16 protein-coding genes are annotated in these 13,187 nt (G+C 42.8%); 9 read left to right on the top strand and 7 right to left on the bottom strand.

The features are described from left to right. Positions 1-54: 54 nt before the first annotated feature. The 5 genes from H0W44_02850 (at position 55) to H0W44_02830 (ending at position 4,294) form a co-directional block, all read left to right on the top strand. Positions 55-744 (top strand): fumarylacetoacetate hydrolase family protein, encoded by a 690-nt coding sequence (locus H0W44_02850; GenBank protein ID MBA3581372.1) that lies wholly within the window; start codon positions 55-57, stop codon positions 742-744. Positions 745-802: 58 nt separating this feature from the next. Further along, entirely contained in the window at positions 803-1,231 is a 429-nt protein-coding gene (locus H0W44_02845) for an acyl-CoA thioesterase (GenBank protein MBA3581371.1), read from the top strand. A 45-nt stretch (positions 1,232-1,276) separates the two neighbouring features. Further along, positions 1,277-1,921: a maleylacetoacetate isomerase gene (maiA, locus tag H0W44_02840; GenBank protein MBA3581370.1), complete on the top strand. Its 645-nt coding sequence runs from the start codon at positions 1,277-1,279 to the stop codon at positions 1,919-1,921. Between the two features lie 41 nt (positions 1,922-1,962). Further along, positions 1,963-4,014 carry an acetate--CoA ligase family protein gene (locus H0W44_02835; GenBank protein ID MBA3581369.1) on the top strand — a complete coding sequence of 684 codons (2,052 nt, stop codon included), beginning with the start codon at positions 1,963-1,965 and terminating at the stop codon, positions 4,012-4,014. Positions 4,015-4,099: 85 nt separating this feature from the next. After that, positions 4,100-4,294, top strand: coding sequence for a hypothetical protein (locus H0W44_02830; protein ID MBA3581368.1), 195 nt, complete (start codon positions 4,100-4,102; stop codon positions 4,292-4,294). Here the strand turns inward: H0W44_02830 and H0W44_02825 are convergent. Further along, a complete protein-coding gene (locus H0W44_02825; GenBank protein ID MBA3581367.1) occupies positions 4,291-5,289 on the bottom strand; it encodes a fatty acid desaturase in 999 nt (332 codons plus the stop codon). The genes H0W44_02830 and H0W44_02825 overlap by 4 nt on opposite strands. Before the next feature lie 80 nt (positions 5,290-5,369). On the opposite strand from H0W44_02825, the gene H0W44_02820 reads away from it, so the two are divergent. Continuing rightward, entirely contained in the window at positions 5,370-6,362 is a 993-nt protein-coding gene (locus H0W44_02820; GenBank protein MBA3581366.1) for a serine/threonine protein kinase, read from the top strand. Position 6,363: 1 nt separating this feature from the next. Here the strand turns inward: H0W44_02820 and H0W44_02815 are convergent, their stop codons facing one another. Beyond that, positions 6,364-6,741, bottom strand: a complete 378-nt coding sequence (locus tag H0W44_02815) for a hypothetical protein (protein ID MBA3581365.1) — start codon at positions 6,739-6,741, stop codon at positions 6,364-6,366. A 139-nt stretch (positions 6,742-6,880) separates the two neighbouring features. Next, on the bottom strand, positions 6,881-8,788 hold the full coding sequence (locus tag H0W44_02810; protein MBA3581364.1) for an ATP-binding cassette domain-containing protein: 1,908 nt from the start codon (positions 8,786-8,788) through the stop codon (positions 6,881-6,883). 187 nt (positions 8,789-8,975) lie between these two features. Here H0W44_02810 and H0W44_02805 point away from each other — a divergent pair, with 187 nt between their 5' ends. Together H0W44_02805 and H0W44_02800 are read left to right on the top strand one after the other, a co-directional pair. Beyond that, positions 8,976-9,626 carry a hypothetical protein gene (locus H0W44_02805; protein ID MBA3581363.1) on the top strand — a complete coding sequence of 217 codons (651 nt, stop codon included), beginning with the start codon at positions 8,976-8,978 and terminating at the stop codon, positions 9,624-9,626. Between the two features lie 98 nt (positions 9,627-9,724). Next, entirely contained in the window at positions 9,725-10,381 is a 657-nt protein-coding gene (locus tag H0W44_02800; protein ID MBA3581362.1) for a hypothetical protein, read from the top strand. 57 nt (positions 10,382-10,438) lie between these two features. Here H0W44_02800 and H0W44_02795 read toward each other — a convergent pair whose 3' ends face one another. From H0W44_02795 to H0W44_02780, 4 genes are all read right to left on the bottom strand, one after another. After that, the gene (locus H0W44_02795) at positions 10,439-10,741 is read right to left on the bottom strand and encodes an SRPBCC domain-containing protein (GenBank protein ID MBA3581361.1); all 303 of its coding nucleotides are present in this window, start codon (positions 10,739-10,741) and stop codon (positions 10,439-10,441) included. Between the two features lie 140 nt (positions 10,742-10,881). After that, positions 10,882-11,523 carry a DedA family protein gene (locus tag H0W44_02790; GenBank protein ID MBA3581360.1) on the bottom strand — a complete coding sequence of 214 codons (642 nt, stop codon included), beginning with the start codon at positions 11,521-11,523 and terminating at the stop codon, positions 10,882-10,884. 256 nt (positions 11,524-11,779) lie between these two features. Further along, positions 11,780-11,998: a DUF2798 domain-containing protein gene (locus tag H0W44_02785; GenBank protein MBA3581359.1), complete on the bottom strand. Its 219-nt coding sequence runs from the start codon at positions 11,996-11,998 to the stop codon at positions 11,780-11,782. 62 nt (positions 11,999-12,060) lie between these two features. Continuing rightward, a complete protein-coding gene (locus H0W44_02780; GenBank protein MBA3581358.1) occupies positions 12,061-12,552 on the bottom strand; it encodes a DUF2938 domain-containing protein in 492 nt (163 codons plus the stop codon). Positions 12,553-12,630: 78 nt separating this feature from the next. Here H0W44_02780 and H0W44_02775 point away from each other — a divergent pair, with 78 nt between their 5' ends. Further along, the gene (locus tag H0W44_02775; GenBank protein MBA3581357.1) at positions 12,631-13,047 is read left to right on the top strand and encodes a helix-turn-helix domain-containing protein; all 417 of its coding nucleotides are present in this window, start codon (positions 12,631-12,633) and stop codon (positions 13,045-13,047) included. The last annotated feature ends 140 nt before the right edge of the window (positions 13,048-13,187 follow it).

Here is a 13,187-nt window from a genome sequence, read left to right as displayed (position 1 = left end):
GATCGCAGATTTATATACATTTATATTGTTCATGATTTTTTAAAGGAGATTCACATGGGTTACGTTGTTCCCGCCACTGAAATTCCCAGCGTTGAAGTTGCTGGCACTAAAGATCGTTTTCCTGTCCATCGCATTTATTGCGTGGGTCGTAACTACGCTGCGCATGCGCGTGAAATGGGCAAAGATCCTGAGCGCGATCCGCCATTCTTTTTTTGCAAACCAGCTGATGCAGTTGTTGCAAACAATGTTGATGTTCCTTATGCAACTGAAACCGAAAACTTTCATCACGAAATTGAATTAGTCATTGCGATTGGTAAAGAAGCCGTGAATGTGCCGATCGAAAAAGCCAAAGACTATATATATGGTTATGCCGTTGGTAACGATTTAACACGTCGTGATTTACAATTAGTTGCGCGTGAACAAGGTCGTCCATGGGATGCGGGCAAAGCTTTCGATTTATCTGCACCGATCACCAAAATTTATCCTGTTAGCCAAGTTGGTCATTTAGAATCTGGCAAGATTTGGTTGAAAGTAAATAATGAAACCCGTCAAGAAGCGGATTTGAAAGAGTTAATTTGGGATACAGCGGAAATCGTTTCTATCTTATCGAAATTTTTCAAATTACAAGCTGGCGATTTAATTTACACCGGCACACCTGCTGGCGTTGGCGCTGTAAAAGTTGGCGATACCATTACTGGTGGTATTGAAGGCATCGACGAAATGTTAGTTACCAAAATCGTTTAATTAATACATGGCAGATTGTTATCAGTCGACCGTTTAGTCGGCTGATAACACAACACCGATGAAACGCACTCAAATACAAACCTTCACTGCCGAATGGGGCGAATGCGATAACGCCGGCATTTTGTTTTATCCAAATTATTTCCGTTGGTTTGATCGTGCGGCCTGGGCTTATTTTGCAGCTATCGATTTGCCTATTCCGCAAGCAATGCAACAATACAACACGGTGGGCATTCCATTAGTAGATGTGAATGCTAAATTTCGCGCCCCTTGTCGTTATTGCGAACCGCTAACCATCGAAACACGACTAACATCATGGCGCGAGCGCACCTTTGAATTACAACATCGCGTTATCAATCAAGGTGTCGTGGCCGTTGAAGGTACTGAAACCCGTTTTTGGGGAATAAACGATCCTGTAAATGTGGGTAAGTTAGTAGCGCTACCTTTACCAGAAGCCTTCATAAAAAGATTTGTTGAACTAGAAGACTAGAATATTAATTAAAAAATTATCTACCGTATTTAAGGAGAGCTCATCATGTTAAAACTCTATACTTTCTTTCGTAGCTCCGCCGCATATCGCGTGCGCATTGCGCTGAATCATAAAGGTTTAAGTTACGAACCCCATTTTGTGCATTTTCGTAAAGATGGTGGTCAACATAAAAAACCAGAATATCTTGCTTTAAATCCCATGGGTTTAGTGCCGGCTTTAGAAGATAACGGCAATGCGTTAGGACAATCACTCGCGATCATTGAATATCTCGATGAAGCGTATCCCAACACTGCGAAATTATTACCGACGGATATTGTTGCCCGCGCGCACGTACGCGCCATGGCACAAGCCATTGCTTGCGAAATTCATCCGCTCAATAATTTACGCGTCTTAAATTATCTAAAAACCACTTTGAAACATGACGAAGATACCGCGAACACGTGGTATCAACATTGGGTCACAGAAGGTTTTATAGGTTTAGAAGAATTAGTCAGTCGACACGCAGGCAAATATTGTTTTGGCGATACCATTACTATGGCCGACGTATGTTTAGTGCCGCAAGTTTATAACGCGAAGCGTTTTAAATGTGACATGAATGCTTATCCGCATTTGTCGCGCATCAATGACGCATTAGTGCAGTTTGACGCATTCAAACAAGCCGCGCCTGAAGCGCAGCCGGATGCCGAATAAATAAAGCAAATTAAAATTTAATATTAGAGTGGACTTTTAATATGACGACATTAGCTAGATTATTTAATCCTAAATCCATCGCCATCATCGGCGCATCAGCGTCACCCGGCAAAGCGGGTTATGAAGCGGTAAAAGCGTTAGCCAATTTTCCAGGCAAAGTGTATCCGATCAATCCAAAAGCCGATGAAATTCTCGGCCACAAAGCGTATCCATCATTAGAAGCAATTGGTCAGCCAGTTGATTTAGCATTACTTGCGATTCCTGCTGCTGCCTGCGTGGGCGCATTACAAGATGGCGCAAAAGCAAAATTAGGCGCAGCGTTAATTGTCAGCGGTGGTTTTGGTGAATCCGGCGAAGAAGGTTTGAAATTACAAAATGATATTTTAAAAATTTGTCATGACAACAACATTCGTTTGCTCGGCCCTAACACCTCAGGATTTTTACGTCCAGCAGTAGGCGCATCAGTTTGTTTCGTGCCTGGCATCGATAAAATTGCCGCAGGCGATATCGCAGTTGTGGCGCAAAGTGGCGGCGTGAATTTAACCGTTGCATTTTTAATTCATCATTTAGGTTTAGGCGTTAGTTTATCCGTAGGTTTAGGCAATGCTGTGGATGTTGATGCGGCGGACGTGATTGAATTTTTAGCGGATGATCCTGCAACCAAAGCCATCGCGTTGCACTTAGAAGGCATTGCTGATGGCCGCAAATTATTTAATGCAATTAGCAAAGCCACACTGAAAAAACCTGTGGTTGCGATTACGATTGGTCGCGCTGATGTGGGCGCATTTGCGCAATCGCACACTGGCAACTTGGCTGGCTCTTATGATTTAAAAATTTCTGCATTAAAACAAGCCGGTGCAGTAGTGGTTGATAGCACGCATGAATTAGCCGATGCAGTAAGCGCATTAGCGCGTCGACGTTTAACACCAAAAGCAAATCCCGGCATTGCATTATTAACTGGCCAAGCAGGTCCTGCTTTGTTGATTTTGGATCAATTAAAATCACAACACGTTGAAATGCCAGATTTGTCTGATGCTACGGTTAAAAAAATCGCCGAACATTTGCCGCCGCTGACGTATATTAAAAATCCGGTCGACACGGGTCGTCCGTCGCCTGCGTTTGCTGAAATTTTGCAAATCATTAATCAAGATCCCGCGATTGATGCAACCATCACCTACGCGATTGCCGAGGCTGCCGCCATTGATCCAGTGGATGTTTTCACAAAAGCTCAAGGTGTTGTTAAACAACCCTTAATATTTGGCACGCAAGGTTTGCCTGAAGAAATAGATCCTACTTTAAAAGCATTAAATAATTTAGGTGTGCCGGCGTTTGCATCACCTGAACGCGCCGCGCGCGCCGTGATTGCATTAGTTAATGATGCAAAATATGCGCATCGTCGTAGTCGTTATGGCAAAAGCGAAACAGCTAAACCCAAAGCCGCATTAAAAGTGGATATTGGTAATGCTTTAGATGAGCATCAAGGTAAAACATTATTAAATGAATACGGTTTTAAAACTCCGCATTCCGCAGCCTGTTGGACCCGCGCTGAAGCACAAGTTGCATTTTCAAAATTTCGTCCGCCTTTAGTAGTAAAAGTATTAGACGGAACCATTACGCATAAATCCGATGTAGGCGGCGTACATTTAAAAATCAGCAATGAAGAACAATTTAACAAAGCCCTAGATGCAATTGATGCGATCGAGAGCAGCAACAAAAAACGCGGTTATTTTGTAGAAGAAATGGCGAGCAGTGGCGTTGATTTAATTATTGGTGGTTTGCAAGATCCCGTATTCGGCCCCACCGTATTATTAGGTTTGGGTGGTACGGAAGCAGAAGCGATTAAAGATGTTTGCACGCGCTTGGCGCCATTAGATATTGTTGATGCAGAAGAAATGATTGAAAGTTTGCGCGGCAAAGCGTTGTTAGACGGTTGGCGTGGTGCGCCAGCGAAAGATAAAAAAGCGTTAGCGCAAGCGTTAGTATCCGTTTCGCGTTTGTTGTGTGAACACCCAGAAATAAAAGAACTTGATATTAATCCGGTGCGCGCATTACCTAATGGCGTTTTAGCCTTAGATGCGCTGGTAGTTTTATAATCATTGGCAATAAAGCGCGCTTATGCAACATGGTGCAATATGTATCCAACATGCAGAAGCGCGCTGATCTACACGAGTATGTGATATGGGCGATATCATTCCATTTAAAAAACCTCCGCAAATCAAACTAGCGGATAAGCATAAAAATAAAATTTTATGTTTAAACGGATTTCATAAATGGCAAATTGTTCAAGAAAAACAATTCGACGTAAAACAAGGCAAGCTGGTGACGCTGTATCGCTGTCAGCGTTGTGCTGCCACTAAAAGCAAAGCGCTCTAATTAGATTTTACAGTTAAAAATGTTTGGGCTTGTTCTGGCGATTCGTAATAAGGCCGTTTGTATAAATTCCATAATGATGCGCTATAACCGTTAATCACCATGTACGGAACCTGCGAGCGCGTGTTTTCAAAAACTGTTTTTAAATGTTGGTGCGATAAATACGGATATTTATGATGCACCTCGTGATAATTCACGCTGCTCCATAACCATTCTAACCACGGATGCGTGAGCACCACCCAACCGGTTACTTTTATCGGATCGGTTTCGCTATACCATGCAGTCCCATCGGTAATATATTCGCGTTGTTGCGATTTGCGTGCAACTGCGGGAATTCCATAATGATCGGATAAAGCGCGATACGAAAATACCAGCGGAAAAGTTAATAAAGTCGCTACCGAGGTAAATAATAAATTCACACCCCATAAAGTAGGCAAAATAAAATAAAACCCGGCAGCCAACAAAAGAAACGTAATGTCTTTTAATAATGCGCCGGTATAACGCGCATCGAATAAGCGCGTGAATAAATCGATAAAAAATATTTTATATTGTAGATATAAACCCATGGTCGCGCCAATCGTTGCGGCGTACCAAAATGAAGGACTGTGCATTTCGTTTTCAGGATCAAGCTCAGGCTGATGCGCGTAACGATGATGCGTTAAATGAAATTGTCGATTAGCATAAAAAGGCACCATTACAAACCCCGTCGCGATCCCGCCGACCCATTCATTCAGCGTCAAATTACGAAACAGCACTTTGTGTACTGCGTCATGCGCTAACACGCCCAGACCAATAATCAAAAAGCCATTCATGACGGCCATGCTGCCAATAAATAACATGCGCCCGATCGCAGCCCATTGCAGCGCAAAATGATCCAACGTGTAATCCGTGACATAAAAACTAGCTTGCAATAAAACCATCAGCAACACGAATTTAAAAAAATTCTCGGTTTGAGGAATGCTTTGTTCGCTAGGGCTGGGAATTGAGTAAGTCGTCATAGGTAATCATTAGAATGTCATGGTTTATGTGGGCGGTCATGCTAGGCTAAGCGCCCCTTGCAAGCAACTGTTTGGACATGATGAATAGCAACGAATCACAACATCCTTACAGTCGTCTCAATCCCGATACGGTGATTGCCGCGATTGAAAGCCTAGGTCTTATCGCTGATTTGCGAATCTTGGCGTTAAACAGTTATGAAAATCGTGTATATCAAATGGGCATTGAAGATAGCCAGCCGATTATTGCGAAATTTTATCGGCCGGAACGTTGGAGCGATGCGCAAATTCTCGAAGAACACGTGTGGTGCGCCGAACTTAAAGAGCATGAATTACCCGTCGTGCCACCATTGATACTGCAAGCGCGCAGTTTGCATGAATATGATGGTTTTCGGTTTGCGATTTTCCCGCGTCAAGGTGGGCATGCGCCGCCTTTAGATAATTTAGATAACCTCTTAATAATCGGGCGTTGTTTGGGTCGTATTCATGCATTAGGCGCGACGCAACCCTTTGAACATCGGATTAATTTAAATACCAAAAATTTTGGCGAAGCCAGCGTCGATTATTTATTAACGCATGATTTTATTCCGCAACATCTACGCGAAGCCTACGAAACATTAACGCGCGATATTTTGTTGCAAGTGAATCAAATATTCAGTGACGTCAGTAATTATAAAAATATCCGTTTGCATGGTGATTGCCATCCGGGCAATATTTTATGGCGCGATGAGCAAGCACATTTTGTAGATTTTGATGATGCACTAATGGGGCCGGCCATCCAAGATTTGTGGATGCTGTTATCAGGGGATAGAACCGAACAAACCCAACAGCTCAGTGAAATCTTAGAAGGTTATCGTGAGTTCCATGATTTTAATTTACGTGAACTGCGTTTAATCGAAAGCTTGCGCACCCTACGCATGTTGAATTACAGCGCCTGGTTAGCGAAGCGTTGGACGGACCCTGCGTTCCCACATAACTTTCCATGGTTTAATACGTCGCGCTATTGGGAAGAGCAAGTGTTGGCTTTGCGTGAACAACAATTTGCTTTGACGGAAAACACCTTAGAAATTTTATAAATTAATTGCGTCGATCTTTGGTTCGGCGATCCGGTTGGATGGCGCCATTGCGAATTCGGACGCGGCGGTCACGACTACTCGGTGTGCGGCGTTCAACACGGCGTTTTTCCATAAAACTGGGTACGGATTCTTGGTTCGTAGTATCCACGGGCATCGCTTCAATACGCGCATAAGCGCCGGTTTCATCAATAGCCATTTTTAGCGTGGCAGCTTTTTCGCCGGTCAAATTATTTTTTAGGATCATTTCGCGGCTACGTAATAATTTGTCTAACGCAGTCGGCGTCAAACGAAAACGTTGGCTTAAGCGGTGCTTAATTGCCATTAAATCAGTTTCGGAGTCTGCCGTATTAACAAAAACAACCCTATAAAGTAACGCCATTATTTTTCCCTTTGGTTTAATTTTGCCCTAGCCGATGTTATATAAAATTTATTCTAAATTTATCCCAAAGTTCTCCCGGATTTATTCGGGACAACGCGCAGAGAATATATAAGCAAAACAGGTAGACTTAAAGTTATTTTTATAACGCCTCAGTGGCCATCTGGTTTTGCACTATTTCCAGCTCTTCCATCAAGCTTAGCCAGAGCTGTTCTTGAACATCTAAAGCATTTTTCAACTGGCCTTGCTGTTGCAAAGCCGCTTGCAATTTAGCGCGGTTGGCGTCGGTATATAAATCTTGATTGTTTAACGATTCTATTATCTTCGCTAAAGCTTGTTGCAGTTTTTGCATTTCAGTTTCAGCGAGTTTTATTTTATCCGTCAACGGTTTTAATAAACGGCGTTGCTCCGCTTGTTGTTGGCGCAACATTTTTTTGTCAACGGTTTTTCCATCTTGACGAGCATCAGCAACTGTATCGTTAGTTTGATTTAACAGCAGTTGTTGATAATCAAGCAAATCACCCGCAAATATACTAACGTGGCCATTAGCAATTAATAGCAGCTCATCGACGGTGTTGCGCAATAAATAACGATCATGCGACACCACAATCAAAGCACCCGTATAAGCTTGCAGCGCCATCGTCAGCGCATGACGCATTTCTAAATCAAGATGGTTGGTAGGTTCGTCCATCACCAATAAACTGGGTTTCTTCCATACACAAATAGCGAGTGCTAAACGCGCTTTTTCGCCACCCGAAAAATGCGTAATAGCACTGAGCGCTTGATCACCCTGAAAATCAAAACCACCTAAAAAGCTGCGTAAACTTTGTTCGCTCGCGTGCGGGCTGAGTCGTTGCAAATGCAATAAAGGACTGGCGTTTAAATCCAAGGCTTGCAATTGATCTTGTGCAAAATACGCAACGTTAAGATTTTCGCCAGTAATGCGCGCACCTTTTATCAAGGGCAACTCCGCCGTTAAGCTGCGTAAAAAAGTCGACTTGCCCGCGCCATTGGCGCCTAATAAACCGAGTCGCATACCGGGGCGTATGCTTTGCGTAACATCGTGCAAAATAATGTTGTCCGCATAACCAATATCCGCATGATCTAGTTTCAACAAAGGATCAGACAATTTGTCGGGTTCGCTAAAACTAAAATTAAACGGCGAATCTACATGCGCTGGGGCAATTTTTTCCATGCGTTCTAATTGTTTGACACGGCTTTGCGCTTGTTTAGCTTTGCTAGCTTTGGCTTTAAAGCGTGTAATAAAACGTTCTAAGTCGGCTATTTGGCGTTGTTGTTTTTCAAACGACCCTTGCTGATTTGCCAATTGCGCGGCACGTTGGGTTTCAAACGCTGAATAATTTCCTGCATATAAAATAATTTTCTGTTGTTCTAAATGCGCGATATGCGTAACCACTGCATCTATAAATTCACGATCATGAGAAATTAACAATAAGGTACCGCGATATTGCGTTAACCATTTTTCTACCCATAAGGTTGCGTCTAAATCTAAATGGTTAGTGGGTTCATCGAGTAACAATAAATCCGAACGACACATCATCGCTTGCGCCAAACCTAAACGCATACGCCAACCACCCGAAAAAGACGACACCGGCCGCGCGCTATCGCTACTGACAAAACCTAAACCGCGTAACAAAATTTCTGCACGACTATTGGCGGTATAACCATCCAATGTGTCAAATAGCAAATGATGATGAGCTAATGCCGTGTGATCGTGATTGCTTTCCGCGAGTGCAATATTGCGCTGCACGACGCGTAACTCCGCATCACCGTCTAACACAAAATCTAAAGCGCTTTGCGCGCTTGCGGCAATTTCCTGCGCCATATGCGCCACGCGCCACTGTCGCGGAATACTTAACTCGCCCGCTTCTTGATTGAGCTCACCCAATAACAATTTAAATAAACTGGTTTTGCCGGTGCCGTTCGCACCAATTAACGCCACGCGCTGACCAGGATGAATCGTTAAATTCACCGCGTCTAATAAAGGCTTCACGCCGCGCTGTAGGCTAAGGTTTTGTAAGGTAATCATGCGGGCGGGATTATAACGATTATAGCTAAGCACTGCTTATATGAAGTTTATGTTGCAAAGTACAAGCAAGCCTCGTGACCTTGCTTCCTGCCGCGTGGATCCATTAAACGGCGCCCCGCAGAGAAGCGCACAAATAAGCAAACGGTTTTGCGCTAATAAATTTATGTAATGGTAGAGGGCTATCTAAATGATCCGAAATATAAACATCACAATATTACTAATGCTGGCTTCGTTTTCAGCGAGCAGTGTGGAAATAGGCTTAGGTTCAACATTCTGGGGTAATAGTTCAATATCAATTCCAATCCGCACCGAGCATTACATTTTTGAGCCTTTTATATCGCATTGGTCTTATGAGTATGCGAATGAAGATCAGCCCTCATCAGAATCTACTAGTGTAAGTAATTATAAAAGTGCCATAGAAAATAACTCTATTGGTTTAGGAATTTATGCGTATCAAGCTTTAGCAGAAAATTTTTCTATAAATTATGGTGTGAAATTGGGGTATATAAAAACCGAAGAAAAAACTTATAACTATTATAGCTATCAAAGTGATTCCAATGGAAATATCAGCGTGTCGCAGGATGCTAATAATAGTGATGGGTCTGGATATTTTGTGGGGCCAGAACTTGGGCTTGAATATAAAGCTTATAAGAATATATATGTTGGCATAAATGCCTATATGACTTACACAAATACAAAATCAACAGGCACTTCTGAAGAATATTCGTATTACAACACTCTTTATTCTTCTGTCGAAGAATTTGATAAACAACGCACATCTTCAGCGCGGTCCTCTACTTCTACAGGTAGCAACTTGAAAGTAAGGCTATATTTTTAATTTAAACAGCTCGCGATATCTTAAGAGGCAAGCGCTCACGACCCGCATGTAAACAAACAGTTAAAATTAACAGCACGATATAATTTAGAGGCTACAAAATGATTCGATATATAAGCATTGCAGCATTACTGGTCACTATTTCTTTTCCGGCAACTAGTGCGGAGATAGGTCTGGGCGTAGATCTAGGAGGAAGCAGTTACTTATCTATGCCGATACGAACAGCGCGTTATATTATCGAACCATTTGTATTTCATGAATCAACTGATGATGAAGAGCCTCTTTATTCAACCCATAATTTGTATAGATACGCTTATAGTAATTCGAGCGACGTTTCTTCTTTGGGCGTGGGAATATATAAACATGATTCCTTCACAGGAAAAATATTATTTAACTATGGTTTAAATTTCGGATATTCGCGAAAAAAAGTGACTAGTGTTAATGAGTATCATAGAGTTATTGATCAATATAATGATTATGAGTATTTAGATAGACGTAGCCATAATTTGGAAGGAGACGGCTTCTTTATAGCTCCACGCTTAGGCTTTGAATATAAGGCGCACGATAAAATTTATTTGGGCATTGGCGCAGTAATAACCTATAAAAAAATGGAATTAAAGGGAAGCAATGATAAATATGAATATTCATATAACTCTTCATTAGGCGGTTACGAAGAGAAATATTCTAGTATAGAAACCAGTACTGACGATTCTTCTGTTCACACGGGTATGTTTGTTATGGCGCGGATTTATTTGTAATTCGCCTGTATTCCTTTTTAAAGCTTGCTCGGCTTGTGAGCAAGCCTTGCTAAAATCTTAACCCAGCCTTGTTTTTTTACGCTCTGTGTATTCAGCCCATTTTGCATCTATGTCATGTGTTAACGTTAATTCACAGCCTTGTGATAATGACTTAATGTCGATAGTCACGCGACTGGGGTCTTGCGAGTATTTCTCCACAGCAAACTCAAAGGCTAAACGATGCGGGTAATCACGTCGTAAGTAGTGTCCGTAATGCTCAGCATCACTTTCTGCGCGGCGTTCTACAATAATAAATGTGCCGCCGATTGCTGCATCAATTTCCACTCGCAACATTTTCCCATTAGGCGTTGCAAACAACATTGACCTACGGTATCCGCATCTAACCATGCGTCGAACACGTGTTCGGCTGTGGCGGAATACACCTGCGGAACTTTTATGGTAATAGAATATGCGTCCTCATAAATTGACCGCATGTGTGCGGTCAATTAGAAATGAGTTAATTATTGGTTTTCATGTTTAAGTTCTTTTCGGGTTTTCCATACACCATAAACTAACGGTGCAAAGGATACGATGATGATAATGAGCACTAAGATTTTAAAATTATTTTGCACAAAGGGCAGACTACCTGCATAAAAACCGGCGTATAAAAATATCGCAATCCAGGCTATGCAACCAATAACATTATAAAAAAGGAATTTCCCGGCGTGCATGTTGCCGATGCCGGCCACAAAAGGCGCAAAGGTGCGTACGATGGGAATAAAACGCGCAAGCACAATCGCTTGGCCGCCGTGTTTTTCATAAAAAGCATGCGTGCGTTGCAAGTATTGCGGATTAAACCAGCGGCTACGTTCGTAATGAAAAACTTTTGGTCCTAGCCAACGACCTATAGCGTAATTAAGGCTGTTGCCGGTAATGCCGGCAATGCACAGCAATATCAATGTTAAGTTTAGGTCGAGTAATTGTTCGGCGGCTAATGCGCCTACGGCAAATAATAATGAATCGCCCGGTAATATCGGCGTCACTACTAAACCCGTTTCGCAGAAAATGATCAGGAATAATAAAATATAAATCCAGGCGCCGTGATCTTGGATAAAAGAGCGCAAATGTGTTTCCGCGTGCAAAATAAATTCTAAAAATTCCATGATAGGCTCAAAAGTGATAAGGCAAGGAAGGCGTATTGTACTTATTTTATTGGCGGACTATTAAGCAAATCATCGAGTGGCAAATGATTTCGTCATATTAGGTGTTTAATATTTGCATGCCTTTGGGTAAATGCGTTTTAATAAATTCCGCGAGCGTTTAAGGGGCTCTGATCTGATCCTTTTAATACGATAGACTATTATCTCTTTTCTAAAGTGTCGTCAAATCAGGGGTGGCCCACTTCTTGATTTCGCTAAATTAGCCGGTTACTTCGCTGACGATGCGTCGTACCCATGGAGCCACAATTGCGACGGTTGGAAACGCAACCGGCCATATCGTTAGACAGCTTTTGAGCCACTGCGAAGGAAATCCTGCATAGATTCCTTGTGAAAGTATGAGCACGAACGCTGAAACGATACAGACCATGATGGCCGAGAGTAATGCGCTGAAAAGGACGGGTGCAAAGCGAGCGGGAATACGCATTTTATTTTCCTATGTTTAACTTGCTGAATTCAATAATTGTTGTGGCTAGACTTTATTCATGATGAGTAAAAGAAGCGGATAGCCCAGCCTGTTGCATAGAGACCAAAACCAAAAACCGTATGTGTTATGAGGCTTTGTACTCGTGCAGATAACGGATGCGGGGTTCGGGAGGCGGCAATACCGGCACCCATACTCGGTTGCATTATTAAGAAGGGGGCTAAGACGGTACCAATGCCTACAGCGAGTGCGGGTCCAATTGTTGGATGTTGAGTCCATTCGCCTCCCCAGATACTGATTAGTAAAGCTGCGAAGGCGATTCCTATCACGTAATGAGCAGTCCAACCTACGATGTATTCGCCGTGTACAGGAGAAGATGCCGCGATGGATTCATGACGAAACCGCCCGCGGGGCATGTAGGCGATCCAGCGGCCCACCAGTCCATAGTTGGGTGGTGTGATATCGAATAGAAATTTACGAATAACACCCCACAAGTCCATGATTAGTGTCGCGCTTATCCCGATGATAAGAGCGAATATCAAGTTGTTCATATGGGCTCCAAAGATTGTCGTTATTCAGAAGTAGTGCTAGCTTACAACTTGAAGTCAACTTGAGGTCAAGGGGTGGGCGTGGATATTTCCGAAGTCGCTAAACGTTCTGGTGTTCCTGCTTCCACGCTGCGCTTCTACGAGAAGAAGAAGTTAATTACTTCTGTTGGCAGACTGGGCCTGCGTAGATTGTTCAAGGGCAACGTGTTGGAACGGCTGGCGTTGATTGCGCTCGGTCGTGTAGCGGGATTTTCCCTAGACGAAATTGCCCGAATGTTAGGGACTGACGAGCATCCTCAAATTGATCGACAGTTGCTGACAGATAAGGCCGAGGAGCTCGACAAAACTATTCGAAAATTGACTGCGATGCGAGATGGGCTGAGACATGCGGCAGTATGTTCAGCACCGAGCCATATAGAATGTCCAAAGTTCCGTCGTCTAATGGAGTTAGCGGCATCTGGAGTTATTGAAGCTAAATCAAGGAGTCTGACCCCTTGATTTTTATTCGACACGGCGGATTCAAACAATAACTGCAATTTTGTTAAAAAATAACTAACCTGTCCTGTCGATTGTACAAGACTTCATTCGGTGTTTGATAGTCTCGTGTTTTACGTGGTCGATTATTTAATCGAAACATA

This window comes from Gammaproteobacteria bacterium (genome assembly GCA_013817245.1).
Lineage (GTDB): Bacteria > Pseudomonadota > Gammaproteobacteria > HTCC5015 > HTCC5015 > JACDDA01.
This window is presented reverse-complemented; position numbering and strand designations above follow the sequence as displayed.

What these genes read in the sequence shown, in the direction of transcription:
- H0W44_02815 (MBA3581365.1), bottom strand. Translation starts at nt 6,741, where the DNA reads ATGGCGTTACTTTATAGGGTTGTTTTTGTTAATACGGCAGACTCCGAA.
- H0W44_02830 (MBA3581368.1), top strand. Translation starts at nt 4,100, where the DNA reads ATGGGCGATATCATTCCATTTAAAAAACCTCCGCAAATCAAACTAGCG.
- H0W44_02835 (MBA3581369.1), top strand. Translation starts at nt 1,963, where the DNA reads ATGACGACATTAGCTAGATTATTTAATCCTAAATCCATCGCCATCATC.
- H0W44_02805 (MBA3581363.1), top strand. Translation starts at nt 8,976, where the DNA reads ATGATCCGAAATATAAACATCACAATATTACTAATGCTGGCTTCGTTT.
- H0W44_02845 (MBA3581371.1), top strand. Translation starts at nt 803, where the DNA reads ATGAAACGCACTCAAATACAAACCTTCACTGCCGAATGGGGCGAATGC.
- H0W44_02820 (MBA3581366.1), top strand. Translation starts at nt 5,370, where the DNA reads ATGAATAGCAACGAATCACAACATCCTTACAGTCGTCTCAATCCCGAT.
- maiA (MBA3581370.1), top strand. Translation starts at nt 1,277, where the DNA reads ATGTTAAAACTCTATACTTTCTTTCGTAGCTCCGCCGCATATCGCGTG.
- H0W44_02780 (MBA3581358.1), bottom strand. Translation starts at nt 12,552, where the DNA reads ATGAACAACTTGATATTCGCTCTTATCATCGGGATAAGCGCGACACTA.
- H0W44_02825 (MBA3581367.1), bottom strand. Translation starts at nt 5,289, where the DNA reads ATGACGACTTACTCAATTCCCAGCCCTAGCGAACAAAGCATTCCTCAA.
- H0W44_02790 (MBA3581360.1), bottom strand. Translation starts at nt 11,523, where the DNA reads ATGGAATTTTTAGAATTTATTTTGCACGCGGAAACACATTTGCGCTCT.
- H0W44_02800 (MBA3581362.1), top strand. Translation starts at nt 9,725, where the DNA reads ATGATTCGATATATAAGCATTGCAGCATTACTGGTCACTATTTCTTTT.
- H0W44_02795 (MBA3581361.1), bottom strand. Translation starts at nt 10,741, where the DNA reads ATGTTGTTTGCAACGCCTAATGGGAAAATGTTGCGAGTGGAAATTGAT.
- H0W44_02810 (MBA3581364.1), bottom strand. Translation starts at nt 8,788, where the DNA reads ATGATTACCTTACAAAACCTTAGCCTACAGCGCGGCGTGAAGCCTTTA.
- H0W44_02850 (MBA3581372.1), top strand. Translation starts at nt 55, where the DNA reads ATGGGTTACGTTGTTCCCGCCACTGAAATTCCCAGCGTTGAAGTTGCT.